16 protein-coding genes are annotated in these 14,085 nt (G+C 72.2%); 7 read left to right on the top strand and 9 right to left on the bottom strand.

Annotated elements, in window-relative coordinates:
- Positions 1-374: 374 nt before the first annotated feature.
- The gene (gene groL, locus ACFWBT_RS35770; RefSeq protein WP_385707121.1) at positions 375-2,000 is read left to right on the top strand and encodes a chaperonin GroEL; all 1,626 of its coding nucleotides are present in this window, start codon (positions 375-377) and stop codon (positions 1,998-2,000) included.
- A 307-nt stretch (positions 2,001-2,307) separates the two neighbouring features.
- The gene (locus ACFWBT_RS35765; RefSeq protein WP_385707120.1) at positions 2,308-3,429 is read left to right on the top strand and encodes an NADH:flavin oxidoreductase; all 1,122 of its coding nucleotides are present in this window, start codon (positions 2,308-2,310) and stop codon (positions 3,427-3,429) included.
- Between the two features lie 84 nt (positions 3,430-3,513).
- On the opposite strand, the gene ACFWBT_RS35760 is transcribed toward ACFWBT_RS35765, so the two are convergent.
- Positions 3,514-3,723, bottom strand: a complete 210-nt coding sequence (locus ACFWBT_RS35760) for a DUF397 domain-containing protein (protein WP_385707119.1) — start codon at positions 3,721-3,723, stop codon at positions 3,514-3,516.
- Positions 3,704-4,546 (bottom strand): Scr1 family TA system antitoxin-like transcriptional regulator, encoded by an 843-nt coding sequence (locus ACFWBT_RS35755; protein WP_385707118.1) that lies wholly within the window; start codon positions 4,544-4,546, stop codon positions 3,704-3,706. Before ACFWBT_RS35755 ends, ACFWBT_RS35760 begins: the two co-directional genes overlap by 20 nt.
- A 121-nt stretch (positions 4,547-4,667) precedes the next feature.
- Here ACFWBT_RS35755 and ACFWBT_RS35750 point away from each other — a divergent pair, with 121 nt between their 5' ends.
- Both ACFWBT_RS35750 and ACFWBT_RS35745 read left to right on the top strand, forming a co-directional pair.
- On the top strand, positions 4,668-4,898 hold the full coding sequence (locus tag ACFWBT_RS35750) for a hypothetical protein (protein WP_385707117.1): 231 nt from the start codon (positions 4,668-4,670) through the stop codon (positions 4,896-4,898).
- Positions 4,895-5,095: a hypothetical protein gene (locus tag ACFWBT_RS35745; protein WP_385707116.1), complete on the top strand. Its 201-nt coding sequence runs from the start codon at positions 4,895-4,897 to the stop codon at positions 5,093-5,095. Before ACFWBT_RS35750 ends, ACFWBT_RS35745 begins: the two co-directional genes overlap by 4 nt.
- 99 nt (positions 5,096-5,194) lie before the next feature.
- Here ACFWBT_RS35745 and ACFWBT_RS35740 read toward each other — a convergent pair whose 3' ends face one another.
- The 4 genes from ACFWBT_RS35740 to ACFWBT_RS35725 form a co-directional block, all read right to left on the bottom strand.
- Complete coding sequence (locus ACFWBT_RS35740) at positions 5,195-5,782, bottom strand: hypothetical protein (protein ID WP_266759998.1); 588 nt, start codon at positions 5,780-5,782, stop codon at positions 5,195-5,197.
- Between the two features lie 34 nt (positions 5,783-5,816).
- The gene (locus tag ACFWBT_RS35735; RefSeq protein ID WP_385707115.1) at positions 5,817-7,253 is read right to left on the bottom strand and encodes a PTS transporter subunit EIIC; all 1,437 of its coding nucleotides are present in this window, start codon (positions 7,251-7,253) and stop codon (positions 5,817-5,819) included.
- Between the two features lie 16 nt (positions 7,254-7,269).
- The gene (murQ, locus tag ACFWBT_RS35730; protein WP_385707114.1) at positions 7,270-8,205 is read right to left on the bottom strand and encodes an N-acetylmuramic acid 6-phosphate etherase; all 936 of its coding nucleotides are present in this window, start codon (positions 8,203-8,205) and stop codon (positions 7,270-7,272) included.
- Positions 8,206-8,359: 154 nt separating this feature from the next.
- Positions 8,360-9,280: a MurR/RpiR family transcriptional regulator gene (locus ACFWBT_RS35725; protein WP_356758313.1), complete on the bottom strand. Its 921-nt coding sequence runs from the start codon at positions 9,278-9,280 to the stop codon at positions 8,360-8,362.
- Positions 9,281-9,336: 56 nt separating this feature from the next.
- On the opposite strand from ACFWBT_RS35725, the gene ACFWBT_RS35720 reads away from it, so the two are divergent.
- On the top strand, positions 9,337-9,732 hold the full coding sequence (locus ACFWBT_RS35720) for a hypothetical protein (protein ID WP_385707113.1): 396 nt from the start codon (positions 9,337-9,339) through the stop codon (positions 9,730-9,732).
- On the top strand, positions 9,729-9,992 hold the full coding sequence (locus tag ACFWBT_RS35715) for a DUF4031 domain-containing protein (protein WP_385707112.1): 264 nt from the start codon (positions 9,729-9,731) through the stop codon (positions 9,990-9,992). Before ACFWBT_RS35720 ends, ACFWBT_RS35715 begins: the two co-directional genes overlap by 4 nt.
- Positions 9,993-10,039: 47 nt before the next feature.
- Here the strand turns inward: ACFWBT_RS35715 and ACFWBT_RS35710 are convergent, their stop codons facing one another.
- The 3 genes from ACFWBT_RS35710 to ACFWBT_RS35700 all read right to left on the bottom strand — a co-directional run bounded on the left by ACFWBT_RS35710 (position 10,040) and on the right by ACFWBT_RS35700 (position 13,208).
- Positions 10,040-11,146, bottom strand: a complete 1,107-nt coding sequence (locus ACFWBT_RS35710) for a GNAT family N-acetyltransferase (protein WP_385707111.1) — start codon at positions 11,144-11,146, stop codon at positions 10,040-10,042.
- A gap of 20 nt (positions 11,147-11,166) precedes the next feature.
- A complete protein-coding gene (locus tag ACFWBT_RS35705; RefSeq protein WP_385707122.1) occupies positions 11,167-12,375 on the bottom strand; it encodes a Cmx/CmrA family chloramphenicol efflux MFS transporter in 1,209 nt (402 codons plus the stop codon).
- Between the two features lie 149 nt (positions 12,376-12,524).
- Positions 12,525-13,208, bottom strand: a complete 684-nt coding sequence (locus ACFWBT_RS35700) for a hypothetical protein (protein WP_385707110.1) — start codon at positions 13,206-13,208, stop codon at positions 12,525-12,527.
- A gap of 48 nt (positions 13,209-13,256) precedes the next feature.
- Between ACFWBT_RS35700 and ACFWBT_RS35695 the strand changes: the two genes are divergently transcribed.
- On the top strand, positions 13,257-13,934 hold the full coding sequence (locus tag ACFWBT_RS35695; RefSeq protein WP_385707109.1) for a maleylpyruvate isomerase family mycothiol-dependent enzyme: 678 nt from the start codon (positions 13,257-13,259) through the stop codon (positions 13,932-13,934).
- Positions 13,935-14,085 lie beyond the last annotated feature (151 nt).

Here is a 14,085-nt window from a genome sequence, read left to right as displayed (position 1 = left end):
GTCCTCCGCTGTCCCGCGCGCGCCCGCGCGCCCGCGCGCCCGCGAGCGCCCCCGTGCGGGCGCCGTGCTGGGGCTGCGCCCGGGGGCCGTACGGAGGCCGCTCGTGAGGCCCGTTTTCAGGAGAGGCGCTTGCGCCCGCCCGTCGCCCGACCGTCACCCCTCAATGGGCTCGCTTCGCGAGCGCACCTTGCACTCGACGGGGTCGAGTGCTAATCATTGGCGTTAGCACTCTCCCAGTGAGAGTGACAGAACTTGGATCGGGTCAGCGAGGCCCGCGGGCCTGTGGGGCAAGGAACCACAAGGCTTGCAGGCCGTCCGTCGCGGGCGCGGGCACGATCCGGAGCAATCCACCCCGTCCGGGAGGACCACTTCACATGGCCAAGATCATCGCGTTCAACGAGGAGGCACGGCGCGGTCTCGAGCGCGGGATGAACCAGCTCGCTGACGCCGTCAAGGTCACCCTCGGCCCCAAGGGCCGTAACGTCGTCCTCGAGAAGAAGTGGGGCGCCCCCACGATCACCAACGATGGTGTTTCCATCGCCAAGGAGATCGAGCTCGAGGACCCGTACGAGAAGATCGGCGCCGAGCTGGTCAAGGAAGTCGCCAAGAAGACGGACGACGTCGCCGGCGACGGTACGACCACGGCGACCGTGCTGGCCCAGGCGCTCGTGCGCGAGGGTCTGCGCAACGTCGCCGCCGGTGCCAACCCGATGGCCCTCAAGCGCGGTATCGAGAAGGCCGTCGAGGCCGTCTCCGGTGCCCTGCTGGAGCAGGCGAAGGATGTCGAGACCAAGGAGCAGATCGCTTCGACGGCCTCCATCTCCGCCGCCGACACCCAGATCGGCGAGCTCATCGCCGAGGCGATGGACAAGGTCGGCAAGGAAGGCGTCATCACCGTCGAGGAGTCCCAGACCTTCGGTCTGGAGCTGGAGCTCACCGAGGGTATGCGCTTCGACAAGGGCTACATCTCGGCGTACTTCGCCACCGACATGGAGCGTATGGAGGCCGTCCTCGACGACCCGTACATCCTGATCGCGAACTCCAAGATCGCGAACGTGAAGGACCTGCTCCCGCTCCTGGAGAAGGTCATGCAGGGCGGCAAGCCGCTGCTGATCATCGCCGAGGACGTCGAGGGCGAGGCCCTGTCGACCCTGGTCGTCAACAAGATCCGTGGCACCTTCAAGTCCGTCGCCGTCAAGGCCCCGGGCTTCGGTGACCGCCGCAAGGCCATGCTCGGCGACATCGCCATCCTCACGGGCGGCGAGGTCATCTCCGAGGAGGTCGGCCTCAAGCTGGAGAACGCGGGTCTGGACCTGCTGGGCCGTGCCCGCAAGGTCGTCATCACCAAGGACGAGACCACGATCGTCGACGGCTCCGGCTCTGCCGACCAGGTCGCCGGCCGGGTCAACCAGATCCGTGCCGAGATCGAGAACTCGGACTCGGACTACGACCGCGAGAAGCTCCAGGAGCGTCTGGCGAAGCTGGCCGGCGGCGTGGCCGTCATCAAGGCCGGTGCCGCCACCGAGGTCGAGCTCAAGGAGCGCAAGCACCGCATCGAGGACGCCGTTCGCAACGCGAAGGCGGCCGTCGAGGAGGGCATCGTCGCCGGTGGTGGCGTGGCTCTGCTCCAGGCTTCCTCGGTCTTCGAGAAGCTTGAGCTCACCGGTGACGAGGCGACCGGCGCCAACGCCGTGAAGCTCGCCCTGGAGGCCCCGCTCAAGCAGATCGCCGTCAACGGTGGTCTCGAGGGTGGCGTCATCGTCGAGAAGGTGCGCAACCTGCCCGTCGGTCACGGCCTGAACGCCGCGACCGGTGAGTACGTCGACATGATCGCCGAGGGCATCATCGACCCGGCGAAGGTGACGCGCTCTGCCCTGCAGAACGCCGCCTCCATCGCCGCGCTGTTCCTCACCACCGAGGCCGTCATCGCCGACAAGCCGGAGAAGGCCGCTGCCGGCGGCGCTCCGGGCGGCATGCCGGGCGGTGACATGGACTTCTGATCGACCCCGGTCGATCATCGTCCTGACGTTCCGAGGGCGGCACCTTCCCGCGTGGGAGGGTGCCGCCCTCGGGCGTTTTCTGCGTTTCCCGCGCCGTCGGCGGCGCGCCACGAGGGCTCCGTGGCGCCGGACGCCTTTCGCGGGCGTGGCCCGGATCACAGCGGCGCGCGCGGGAGCGGCGGAATGCGGCGCCCGGTGGGGCGGTTGACCCAGACAGGCAGTCGATGCATGTGCACATACCGCACGGAATCTCCTGCCTCGCCGACCGCACGACGTCATACCAACCACCTCGCCGAGGAGCCCCCACGTGACCGCTGACGCCGCGTCCCGCGCAGCCGAGATCCTTTCCCGTCCCGTTTCCCTGAACGGCCTGACCGTCCCGAACCGGATCGCGATGGCGCCGATGACCCGGCAGTTCTCGCCGGGCGGCGTACCGGGGGAGGACGTGGTCGGTTACTACTCCCGCCGCGCCGCCGCGGGCGTGGGCCTCATCGTGACCGAGGGCACCTACGTCGGCCACGACTCGGCCGGGCAGAGCGACCGGGTGCCGCGTTTCCACGGTGAGGACCAACTGGCCGGATGGGCGAAGGTCGCCGACGCCGTCCACGCGGCGGGCGGCACGATCGTGCCCCAGCTCTGGCACATCGGCATGGTGCGCAGCGCGGGCGAGCCGCCGTTCGCGGACGCCCCGCCGGTCGGCCCCTCCGGCATCGGCTCCGAGGGTGCCGAGGTCACCGGCAGGGCCATGACCCGGCAGGACCTCGACGACGTCATCGAGGCGTTCGCCAAGGCCGCGTCGGACGCGGAGCGCATCGGCTTCGACGGTGTCGAACTGCACGGCGCCCACGGCTACTTGATCGACCAGTTCCTGTGGTCCGGCACCAACCGGCGCGAGGACGCGTACGGCGGCGACCCGGTGGCCCGTACGAAGTTCGCGGCGGAGATCGTCGCGGCGGTGCGTGCCGCCGTCTCGCCCGAGTTCCCCGTCCTCTTCCGCTACTCGCAGTGGAAGCAGCAGGCCTACGACGCCCGCCTCGCCGAGACCCCGGAAGAGCTGGAAGCGATCCTCGCCCCGCTGGCGGCCGCCGGAGTCGACGCCTTCCACGCCTCCACGCGCCGCTACTGGCTGCCCGAGTTCGACGGTTCCGACCTCAACCTCGCCGGCTGGACGAAGAAGCTGACGGGCAAGCCCTCCATCACCGTCGGCTCGGTCGGCCTGGACGGCGACTTCATCAAGGCCTTCCAGGGTGAGGGTTCCGCCGTCAAGGGCATCGACGACCTGCTCGACCGCATGGAGCGCGACGAGTTCGACCTCGTCGCCATCGGACGCGCGCTGCTCCAGGACCCCGAGTGGGCGGCCAAGGTCCTCGCCGGCCGCTTCGACGAGCTGGCCCCCTACGACGCGGCGGCGCTGAGCTCGCTCAGCTGACCGGCTCCCCCGTTACGGGGGTACGGGGGAGGGACGGCGCCCGCCGCTTCGCGGGCGCCGTCCCTTTTCGCTGCCCCGCGCCGGTCAGCCGGTGGTGCGGAGGTGGCCGACGAAGGCGGTCCAGGCGGCGGCCCCGAAGGTGATCGCGGGGCCGAGGTTCTTGGAGTCCCGGACGGGGACGAGAGTGGGGTGTTCTTCGGCGACCTCCAGGCAATCGCCGCCGTCCCCGGCGCTGTAGCTGGACTTGTACCAGGTGGCCGAACTCAGTTCGTGCTCATGGGCGTTGGTCTCCATTTCCGTAATCATGCGCCACGGACTCGACCAGAGCCAGGGAAGCCTGAGGTGAAAGTGCCGCTGCCTGGAGGAGGCTGAAGGTGAGGGTGTGCCGGGCGACCGTAGCCGGGTCGTCCAGCAGTTTCCCCATGTCCACCCCGTCGACGAAGCAGAGCGGCGGTGCGTCTGCGAACTCCATGAGTTTCAGGGAGCCACCCATCGCGGCATGTGCGCCAGCGTCGAACGGCAGCACCTGCATGATGATCCGGCGGCGGTGCGCCAGGTCCGCCGAATGGCAGAGGGCCTCCGCCATTGCTGCCGGTCCACCGACCGGTCGTCGGAGCGCGGCTTCGTCCAGGATCACCCACAACAGTGGCGTTGTTGGATCGTCGAGGAGGTGGGTGCGCTCCATGCGGGTCGCCACCAACTCCTCGATCTCCGTGTCGGAGGCGGTCGGCCGGTAGGTACGGAAGAGGGCTGCGGCATACGCCGGGGTCTGTAACAGACCGGGGATGAGCAGCGGGAGATAGTGCCTGATCGCCGAAGCGACCGCCTCCGCCTCCGCCGCCTCGGCGAAGTGGTCCGGGTACTTGGACCTGGCCAAGGCCTTGCAATTGCGCTCGAAGAACCCGTTGGTCCCCAGGATCTCGTCCAGCTGGACGGCGTATTCGAGGTGCAGGCGGCGGGTCCCGGACTCCAGTTGGCCGATGAACGAACCGCTGACGAAGAGCGGTTCGCCCAACTCGGCCTGGCTGAGGCCGGCGTTCTCGCGGGCGTACCGCAACTCCGCACCGATCATGGCGCGCGGCGAGGAGGACGGATCGAGGTTCTTCGGTCCGGGCATGGCAACTCCCTGTCACACAGGTGGGGTTGTTGGAGCGCCGTCTCTGGCCAGGTTAGAGGGGTGATGGACACGCTGGGTGGTGAATGTGAACACTCAGCGTGAAGGGATCGGTGCGATGGAGATGACGTCGAGTAAGCGCGTACGGCCGACGGAGGAGATCGTGGAGGAGCTGCGGGCGGCGCTGACCGGAGTCGGTGTGGTGCTGCCGTCCCTGCGGGTCGATCCGGTGACCGGCGCGAGCGACGAGCCGTTCGCCCTGGTGGCGCTCGGCCGCTGCAACGTGGGCACCGCGCGGCGGCTGACCGAGGTGCTGCGCGGGTGCGACGGGCGGGACGGCGGTGGCGACGCGTGAGCGAGGAGTACGCGGTCGACGTGCGGGACGGCCGGCTCGGTCAGGTCATGGGGCGCGAGGGCGGCTACGTACAACTGCGGCCGCCCGGCGGCGGATGCGAGTGGGACTGTCCTCCCGAGGCCCTGGGGGAGGCGCCGCCGGGGGAGGTGCTGCGGGCGCGCGTGCGGCGGCTCAACGCGGAGGGGCGCCTGCCGTGACCGCGAGGCGCCTGCCATGACCGCGGGGCGCCTGAAGTGACCCCGGGCGGGGAACAGCCCGCCCGGGGGCCCTTCCCCGGGCCTGCCCCGCAGATCCCCCTACAGGTTGCCCATCGGCTCGATGTCGACCTTGACGGGCGTGCCCCAGATGCGGAGCACCTCGTAGTCGGTGAACTCGTGGACGAGGCGGTAGGCCATGCCGGGGCGGGGGGTCCTGCGCTCGGCGGCGAGATAGCGCTCGGCTTCGTGGCGGTCGCGGCGGGGGGTGCCGCACAGGTGCCACTCCTGGCCGGTCCAGACTTCCGGGAGCCAGCGCTGCTGGGGCTGGGGGCGGTCGCCCCGCACCCCGTAGCGGGACATCGCGCGGTCGGGGAGCTCGTCCGGGGCGGGCGCCCGGCCGTGCGTGTACGCGTCGTTGACCTCGGTGCGGCGGGCGGTGCGGCGGCGGGTCTCGCAGAGCAGGCAGCGGTCCGGGGCGCTCTCGTCCACCGGGCCGTTCGGATGCTCGGCGCAGCGAGTGGTCGGCGCCGCCGTCGTCACCGTCTCGTCGAGCAGGTCCAGGGCCCGCTTCAGGTCCGCCTTGACCTCGTGCAGCTTGGCGTCGGGGGTGTCGGCGTTCAGAGCGTCGCCGTGCTCCCCGAGCAGCCGCAGGGCGCGGCCGAGGGCGGTCAGCTGTGCGTGGTTCATGGAACCAGCCTCGCACGCGCCACCGACAGTCCGGTCAGGACAGGTCCTGGACGGTGGTCTGTTCCGTGGTCTGCTCCGCGGCCTGTTCCGCCCGGCGGGCCGGTGTCACGCCGCCGAGGCCGAAGAGATAGGTGGCCGCGAAACCGACGACGTACCCCGTGAGCAGGCCGCCCGCGTAGATCGCCGCGGTCAGGGCGAGGCCCCGGTTGCCGGACAGCAGCGGGAACAGGGCCCAGCCGGAGGGGCCGATGGCCGTCGAGCCCACCTGGTCGCCCAGCATCGAGAAGAAGCCGATGAAGGCGCCGCCCGCCGCTCCGCCCGCGCACGCCGTGAGGAAGGGGCGGCCGAGCGGGAGGGAGACGCCGTAGATGAGGGGTTCGCCGACGCCGAGGAGGCCGGCCGGGAGCGCCGATCTGATCGTCGTCCGCAGCGAGGTGTCGTGGCGCAGCCGGACGTACACCGCGAGGGCGGCGCCGACCTGGCCCGCGCCCGCCATGGCGAGGACGGGCAGCAGGACGGTGTAGCCCTGCTGCTCGATGAGCGTGGTGTGGATGGGGATGAGGGCCTGGTGCAGGCCGAGCATCACCAGGGGCAGGAACAGCGCGCCCAGGACCAGCCCGGCGAAGGCGCCCGTGGTGGAGAGCAGCCAGTCCGCGGCCGTACCGATGGCGGAGGACAGTTCACCGGCCACGTACATCAGGGCGTACAGCGTCACCAGGCCGGTCAGCAGCACGGTGACGGTCGGGGTGAGAAGGACGTCCAGGGTCGGCGGGACCCGGCGGCGGCACCACTTCTCCACGTACGTCCCGAGGACGGCGGCGGCCAGGGCGCCCAGGACGCCGCCCTGGCCCGGGGCGAGGGTCACGCCGAGGACCGTCACCTTGGCGACTCCCGCGTACACGACGACCGAGGCCACCGCGCCGCCCAGGATCGGTGTGCCGCCGAACTCCTTGGCCGTGTTGTAGCCGACGAAGACGGCGATCAGCGCCATGAACCCGGAGGCGATCGCGGTCAGCGCGGGGGTGAGGCCCGTCAGCAGGCCGAGGTTGATCAGCAGGCCGTTGAGGCCCGCGACGACCCCGCAGCCGATCAGGGCGGGGATCAGCGGCACGAAGATGTCCGCGATCCGCCGCAGGAGCAGTTTGAGGGGGGTGGCGTTGCGCCGGCTCCGGTCGGCCTTCAGCTCGGCGCCGCGCAGGGCGAGCCGGTCGGCCGTGGTCGTCAGCAGCGCCTCGAACTCCGGCGTGACGCGCGCGACCGTGCCGGGGCCGAGCACGATCTGGTAGGCGCCGCCGTCCGCGACCAGGCCGAGGACGGCGGGCAGGGCCCGCAGGCCCTCCTCGTCCACCAGGCTCCGGTCCCGCAGACCCAGCCGGAGCCGGGTCATGCAGTGGGCGACGGAGAGGACGTTCGCGGGGCCGCCCACGAGGGGGAGGATCGCCGCTGCTGTGAGGGAGTCCGGTGTGCGCACTCCCCGAGCGTGCTGGTCAGCGGGCCGCCGCCGCCAGCGCGGCGCGCAGATGGCCTTCGGACTCCTCCAGAAGGCGGGCGGCCGTCGGGCCGTCCACATCGCCGAGGATCGTCAGGATGGCGTTCTTCACCTCGCCGTCCGTGGCGGCCAGCGCGCGCTCGATCTCCTCGTCGGAGGCGCCGGTGGCGAGCGCGACGATCCGGCGGGAGCGGGCCCGCAGCTTCTCGTTCGACGCGCGTACGTCGACCATCAGGTTCCCGTACGTCTTGCCGAGACGGATCATCGTGATCGTCGAGAGCATGTTCAGGACGAGTTTCTGCGCCGTGCCGGATTTCAGGCGGGTGGAGCCGGTGAGCAGTTCGGGGCCGACCACGACCTCGATGCCGTGGTCGGCCGCTGCCGCGAGCGCGCTGTGCGCGTTGCAGGACAGACCGATCGTGAGCGCGCCCTGCTTCCGGGCGTGCTCGACCGCGCCGACGGCGTACGGGGTGCGGCCCGAGGCGGAGACACCGACCACGGTGTCGTCGGCCGTCAGCGCGAGGGCGTCCAGGTCGGCCGCCGCCAGTTCTTTGGAGTCCTCGGCGCCCTCGATCGAGGTGACCATGGCGGTCGGGCCGCCCGCGATCACGCCCACGACCTGGGAGGGATCGGTGTTGAAGGTGGGCGGGCACTCGGAGGCGTCCAGGACGCCGAGGCGGCCCGCGGTGCCCGCGCCCGCGTAGACGAGGCGCCCGCCGCGGGACATGCGTTCCGCGATGTCGTCGATCGCGGCGGCGATGAGCGGGAGTTGCGCGGCGACGGCCGTCGGCACCGTCGCGTCCTCCCCGTTCATGAGCTTCGCGATCTCCAGGGTGGGCAACCGGTCGATCTCGGACAATTCAGGGCGGAACGCCTCGGTGGTCAGCGTCTCCAACTCTGCTCGAAGATCGCCGTAGTTGGACATGGAGGTCATGACGGAGCGGCTCTTTCCGGTGAGGTGTTACCGCGCCCCGGGGGCGGGACGCGGGCCGGGACGGCATGCGGCACCGCCCCGCGGGCGCTACCAGTCACCCGCGGACCGCGGTCTCCCCGCTGAATCAGGTTTCCCGGTCGGTCGTGTGCCGCGGCTATCGGCCGCTGCGAGGGGAGTGGCGGTGCGCCAGGGCCTCGTACGAGGCGGACAGCGCCGGTGCCGCCGTCTCGTAGGTGCGCTGGGCGACCCCCACGAACAGACAGTCCACCACCAGCAGCTGGCTGGTGCGCGACGACATGGCCGCCGGGCGCAGCTCGCTCTCGCGGGCGGTCGAGGTGGTGAGGATGTGGTCGGCGTACTGCGCGACCGGTCCGCCCGGCCGGCCGGTGATCGCCACCGTCGTCGCCCCGTGCTCGAAGGCGACCCGCAGGGGTTCGATGACGTCGCCGGTCGAGCCGGAGTGCGTGATGGCTATCGCCACGTCCTTGGCGCGCAGCTGCACCGCGTTGGTCACCGCGAGGTGCGGGTCGCTGTGCGCGTGGGCTATGAGCCCGATCCGCATGAGCTTCTGCAGGAGGTCCTGGGCGACCAGGCCGGACGCGCCGACGCCGTAGATGTCGATGCGGCGGGCGGTCGCTATGGCGGAGACGGCGGCGCCGAGCTGGACCGTGTCGAGCGCGGCGGCCGTGTCCGCGAGGGTCTGCTGCTCGTCGTACGCGAGCTTCGCCACGACGTCGGCGATGGGGTCGTCGACGGCGATGTCGGCGGTGACGGCGGGGGCCCGCCCCGACTGCTGCTGGGCGGCGAGCCCGGCGAGCGCGAGGCGCAGGTCGCGGTATCCGGGATAGCCGAGGAGCCGGGCCGTCCGCACGACCGTGGCCTCGCTGGTGCCGGTGAGCTCGGCGAGGCCGGTGACCGTGAGGGCCGCGCAGCCGGCCGGGTCACCGGCGACGGCCTCGGCGACCCGCTGCATGGAGCGCGTCATCGAGGGGGCGAGGGTCCGCACCTTGGCCGCGAGGGCGGCGGGGGCGGGGGGCGCCTCACCCGCGAAAATTTCCTTCACGTCATGGGTCACGCCATGAAAGATATTTTCCTTTGGGGTATACGGTCAAGGCTGCGCACAATGGGGACATGGACTCCACCGGCAACCCCCTCAGCCCCCTGGAGCAGGCGTTGCACGCGGCGCGCGCCCGTGTGCTCGCCGACCTGATCGCGGGCCAGGTGGCCCAGGCGGACGTGGTCTCCCTCGTCGAGGACTCGGTGGTGCAACGCCGTTGGTGGGTCGAGCAGTGGCCGGAGGGCGCCGGATTCGTCGCCGGGCTCGTCGCCCAGGACGTACAGGACGCGCTCCTGGAGCGGCACGGGCGGTGGCCGCTCTGCCCGGTGTGCGGCAGCGGCGACCCGCACGCCCTCGACGTCGAGCCCGAGTTGGGCCCCGACCCGCACTGGGTCTGCCACCAGGCGGGCGTGAAGGTCGCCGCGGTGGGCTCCCTGCACTCGGCGACCGGCGGAAACCCGCCCTCGTGACCGTCTACATCGATCCACCCGCCTGGCCGGGGCACGGCCGTGTGTGGTCGCACCTGATCAGCGATCTCTCCTACGACGAACTGCACGCGTTCGCCGAGGAACTGGGCGCACCCCCGCGCGCCTTCGAGCGCGACCACTACGACATCCCCTCGCACCGCTACGCCGACGCGGTCGCCGCGGGGGCGGTGGAGGTCAGCAGCCGCGAGGTCGTACGGCTGCTGCACGGAGCGGGACTGCGCCGCCGCAAGCGCGCGGGCTGAACCGCGCGCGGTGCTCTCACGGGAGATGCCCGGCTCTCGCGGGATGCTCAGCTCTCACGGGCGTACAGCCGCAATGACCTCTCCATGTCGTGCAGTTCGTAGGCGGCCTGCTCCACGTCCTCGCTCACGCGGGTGTAACCGGCGCGGGCGATCACGCGCTGGGACGGGGCGTTGTCCCGGTCGATGGCGGCGAACAGGAGCTTCACGTCGTCGCGGGCGAGGGCCTGCTCGGAGAGGGCGCGCAGCGCCTCGGTCGCGTAGCCGTGGCCGCGGGCGTTCTCCGCGAGGTCGTAGCCGACCTCGGCGCGCCCCTCCTCGTCGGGCACGCCGTGGAAGCCCATCCCGCCGACCGCCGTCCCGTCCTCGCGCTGTACGAGGACGAACATGCCCCACTCCGGCCGGTGCACCCCCTCCTCGTACGCGCTCACGACCATCCCGGCCGCGCCCCGGGTGCCTTCGAACGGGCCGCCCTCGATCCACTCGAAGCCGCCCGTGCCGCCCGCGCGCAGATCGGCGGCGGCGGCCGGGGTGACCCCCTGGAGCGTGAGCCGCTCGGTCCCGATCACCAGGTTGTTGCTCCAGCGCCACTCGGTGAGCGGGGCGCGGCCGGGCAGTTCACCGCGCCCGGTGGCCCACAGGAGCGTGCTCCACGGCGCGTCGGGCTCGGGCCGGACGTGCGGGAAGATCCGGGTGAGGACCCAGGCGCACAGCTCGGCCGGCGGCCGGTACGGCAGGCCGAGTCCTTCGGCGATGTCGTGGGTGTGCAGCAGGACCTCGGCGACCCCCATCGCGGCGAAGCCCTCACGGTTCGCGCTGCGGAACGGGTACGGATGGAAGGCGCGCACCTCGCGCGGCGTCGTCCGGACGGCGGCGGCGAGCAGCCCGCCGGTCGCCTCGATCACGTCGACGACCCCCGCGTTGCCGGTGCCTTCGTCCAGCGTGACCTCGAACGGGAGGTACGCCGTGGTGGCCCGCCCGGCCAACTGCCCGGCGTACGCGATGAGATCACCGGCGATGTGCTCGGCGGTCCGTCGGCAGCTCCACTCCAGCCGTCCCGCCCGGACACCGTCCCAGTCCCGCCCGGCCGCCTGCCGGAGCAGTGCTGCACAGTTCGCGACGGCTTCCTCCACCTGATCCCCACCCATGTCTGCCATGCGGCCGAGAATAGGACGGATCATGCCTGGGAACGTACGGGATTTTTCGCCGCGCCCGTCTTCCTCACGACCCGCGAGCCCGGTGTACGCCGGTGCAGCCGCAGCGAGACGACGGCCAGGCCGATGGCCGCGGCCGTCAGTGCAGCGCCCGCCCAGGCGGTGGCCGTGTACCCGAGCCCCGCGTCGATGACGGCGCCGCCGAGCCAGGGACCGGCGGTGTTGCCCAGGTTGAAGGCGGCGGTGGTGGTGGCCGCGGCCAGCGTGGGGGCGGCCGAGGCGACGTTGAACATCCGGGCGTTCAGCGCCGGGGCGGTGCAGAAGCAGGCGACCCCGAGCAGGAAGGAGAGCAGGACGGCCGCGACGGCGTACCGCCCGAGGAGGGCGAACGCGACGAGGACGACGGTGTCCGCCGCCATGCCGATGATCAGCACCCCGAACAGGTGCGCGTCGGCGAACCGCCCGCCGATGGTCGTCCCGATGAGCGCGCCCACGCCGAACAGCGCCAGCACGGTCGGGACCCAGCCGTCGTCGAGGTGGGCGACATCGGTGAGCAGCGGGGCGAGATAGCTGAACGCGCAGAAGACACCGGCCGCGGCGAGCGCGATCGTGCCGATGGACAGCCAGACCTGCCGGTCACGGTAGATGAGCACCTCCCTGCCGAGCCGCGGCCGCTCGTCCGGGGGCGGAATGCGCGGGACGAGGGTCACGATGCCGACGAGCGCGACCGCGGACGCCGCTCCGACGGCCCAGAACGCGGACCGCCAGCCGAGCCCTTCGCCGAGGAAGGCACCGGCGGGCACGCCCAGCACGTTCGCGACCGACAGGCCGCCGATCATCACGGCCAGCGCCCGGGCCCGCGAGGTCACCGGAACCATCGCGATGGCCACGGCGGCTCCGACCGCCCAGAAGCCCGCGCAGGCGAAGGCGCTGACGACGCGTGACACGAAGAGCACGGCGTACCCGGGCGCGAGGGCACCGGCCACCTGGCCGAGCCCGAAGACCGCGATCAGCGCGACGAGGGTGTTCCGCCTCGGCAGGCGGAGCGTCGCCACGGCCAGCAACGGCGCCCCGACGACCATGCCGATCGCGAACGCCGAGATCAGCAGGCCCGCCTGCGGGATCGTCACGCCCATGTCGTCGGCGATGGGCGGCAACAGCCCGGACAGCATGAACTCGCTGGTGCCGAGGGCGAAGACGGAGAGGGCGAGGATGTAGACGGACAGGGGCATCCGGGGCCGGTCGTCGGCGGAGGCGGTCGCGGGTATGTCCGGCTTCAGGGGGCCGGGGCTCGGGGGCATGTCTCCTTCGTACGTGCTCCGGCGCCCGCCGTCGAACCCGTCCTCCCCTGTGCCCCTCGGCCGACGCTCGTCGCCGCCCGTCATGCCTGTGTCAGAGCCGCGAGCTCGTCCCCCATGTTCCGGCGGGCCGGCCGCGCCCACTCGCGTTCCCCGTACGGCGTCCTGAACAGCCGCGGCAGGTCGAGGAGTTGGCGCAGCACGGCCGCCCGGCCCGCGCGGAAGGCGTCGTCGGGGACGAAGGCGTACTCCTCGCGGACGGCGGCGGTGTAGGCGGCGTACGCGGCCGGGGGCGACGCCAGGATCGCCAGGTCGGCGTCGCACAGGACGGCGCCGTTCGTGTCGTCGTCGGCGGGGTCGTGGGAGACCGTGAGCCGGACGAGCCGGGCGACCTCGGCCGTGCGGTCCGCGTCGACGCCCAGCTCGGTCAGGGCGCGTTCGGCGAGACGGGCGGAGCGCTCCTCGTTCTCCGAACGGTCCGGGAGGTACACGGCGTCGTGGAACCAGGCCGCCAGGCGCACGGCGGCCGGGTCCTCGGCACGTTCCCCGTGCGCCTCCAGCACGTCGACGTGGTCGAGGACCGCGAGGAGGTGGTCGGTGGTGTGGTACCGGCGCCGGGGTTCGGCCCAGCGGTCCAGGAGGTTCGCCGCGTAGGGGAGCGGTGAGGGGCCGGACCCGCCCTCGCCGCCACGGGCGGCCCGGACGGTCTCCGCCCAGCGCTTCGTCAGGTCCCCTTGGGCCGGGTGGCGGTTGCTCTCTGCTGCCATGACGCCATTCTCCTCGCCGCGCGGCCGACGCCTTCCTACGGTGGAGTCATGATTCCTGGAGACGCACACGATGTACGGGACCCGGAACTGCCCGGTCTGCTCCTGCGCACCGAGCGCGACGCGCTGATCCCGCTGTTGCGGGCCAGGCCGGAGGGCGACTTCGCGCGTCCGACGGCCGGGTGTCCGGCGTGGACGGTGCGGGAGCTGCTGGCGCACTGCTCGGCCGTGCTGATGCGGGTCGTCGAGAGCCGTTTCGAACCCGGGGTGTTCAGTCCCGAGGCCAACGACCGCGACATCGCCGAGCGCGGCGACTGGCCGACGGAGCGGGTCATCGACGAGCTGGAACGCGGGATGACCGAGGCGGGGCCGGCGATCGCCCGGGCCGGCGGTGTCCTCGACGCGGTCGCGCTCGGCGAGTGGGTCCACGCCGGGGACGTGCGCGAGGCGTTCGGGGAAGCGGGCGCCTACGAGGGCACGGGACTTCCGCACGCCCTCACGCTCCTGGTCCGCGTCAGCCGCGAACGCGGCCATGTGCCGCTGCACGCGGACCTCGACGACCTGGACGACCCCCTGCGTCTGGGCGGGGTCCCCGGCGACCGGCCGCCGGCCCGCTACATCGGCGGCGCCGCGACCCTCGTACGGCTCTACTCGGGGCGGCCGGTCGCGGGGGCGACGCCGTACGAGCTGGTGGGTGCGGAGGAGGAAGAGCTGAATCTGTTCGGGTGAGCCGCGGAGCCGGCTCCGCCGCGACGACCCGGTCCGAGGGGCCACCGCGCCCGGCCGGCGCGGTGGCCGCCCCTGGGGGGCTGTCCGCACGGCTACATGAGATAGACCAGCGCGGCGGCCGTGATCGCGGGCCGCATGCCCGTGCCGACCA

The sequence above is a fragment of the Streptomyces sp. NPDC060027 genome, assembly GCF_042737005.1.
Taxonomy (GTDB): domain Bacteria; phylum Actinomycetota; class Actinomycetes; order Streptomycetales; family Streptomycetaceae; genus Streptomyces.
Note: the sequence above shows the minus strand (reverse complement) of the source record. Positions and strands in the feature narration are given on the sequence as shown.

What these genes read in the sequence shown, in the direction of transcription:
- murQ (WP_385707114.1), bottom strand. Translation starts at nt 8,205, where the DNA reads ATGACCTCCATGTCCAACTACGGCGATCTTCGAGCAGAGTTGGAGACG.
- ACFWBT_RS35695 (WP_385707109.1), top strand. Translation starts at nt 13,257, where the DNA reads ATGATTCCTGGAGACGCACACGATGTACGGGACCCGGAACTGCCCGGT.
- ACFWBT_RS35710 (WP_385707111.1), bottom strand. Translation starts at nt 11,146, where the DNA reads ATGGCAGACATGGGTGGGGATCAGGTGGAGGAAGCCGTCGCGAACTGT.
- ACFWBT_RS35705 (WP_385707122.1), bottom strand. Translation starts at nt 12,375, where the DNA reads ATGCCCCTGTCCGTCTACATCCTCGCCCTCTCCGTCTTCGCCCTCGGC.
- ACFWBT_RS35740 (WP_266759998.1), bottom strand. Translation starts at nt 5,782, where the DNA reads ATGAACCACGCACAGCTGACCGCCCTCGGCCGCGCCCTGCGGCTGCTC.
- ACFWBT_RS35720 (WP_385707113.1), top strand. Translation starts at nt 9,337, where the DNA reads ATGGACTCCACCGGCAACCCCCTCAGCCCCCTGGAGCAGGCGTTGCAC.
- ACFWBT_RS35760 (WP_385707119.1), bottom strand. Translation starts at nt 3,723, where the DNA reads ATGGAGACCAACGCCCATGAGCACGAACTGAGTTCGGCCACCTGGTAC.
- ACFWBT_RS35755 (WP_385707118.1), bottom strand. Translation starts at nt 4,546, where the DNA reads ATGCCCGGACCGAAGAACCTCGATCCGTCCTCCTCGCCGCGCGCCATG.
- groL (WP_385707121.1), top strand. Translation starts at nt 375, where the DNA reads ATGGCCAAGATCATCGCGTTCAACGAGGAGGCACGGCGCGGTCTCGAG.
- ACFWBT_RS35750 (WP_385707117.1), top strand. Translation starts at nt 4,668, where the DNA reads ATGACGTCGAGTAAGCGCGTACGGCCGACGGAGGAGATCGTGGAGGAG.
- ACFWBT_RS35700 (WP_385707110.1), bottom strand. Translation starts at nt 13,208, where the DNA reads ATGGCAGCAGAGAGCAACCGCCACCCGGCCCAAGGGGACCTGACGAAG.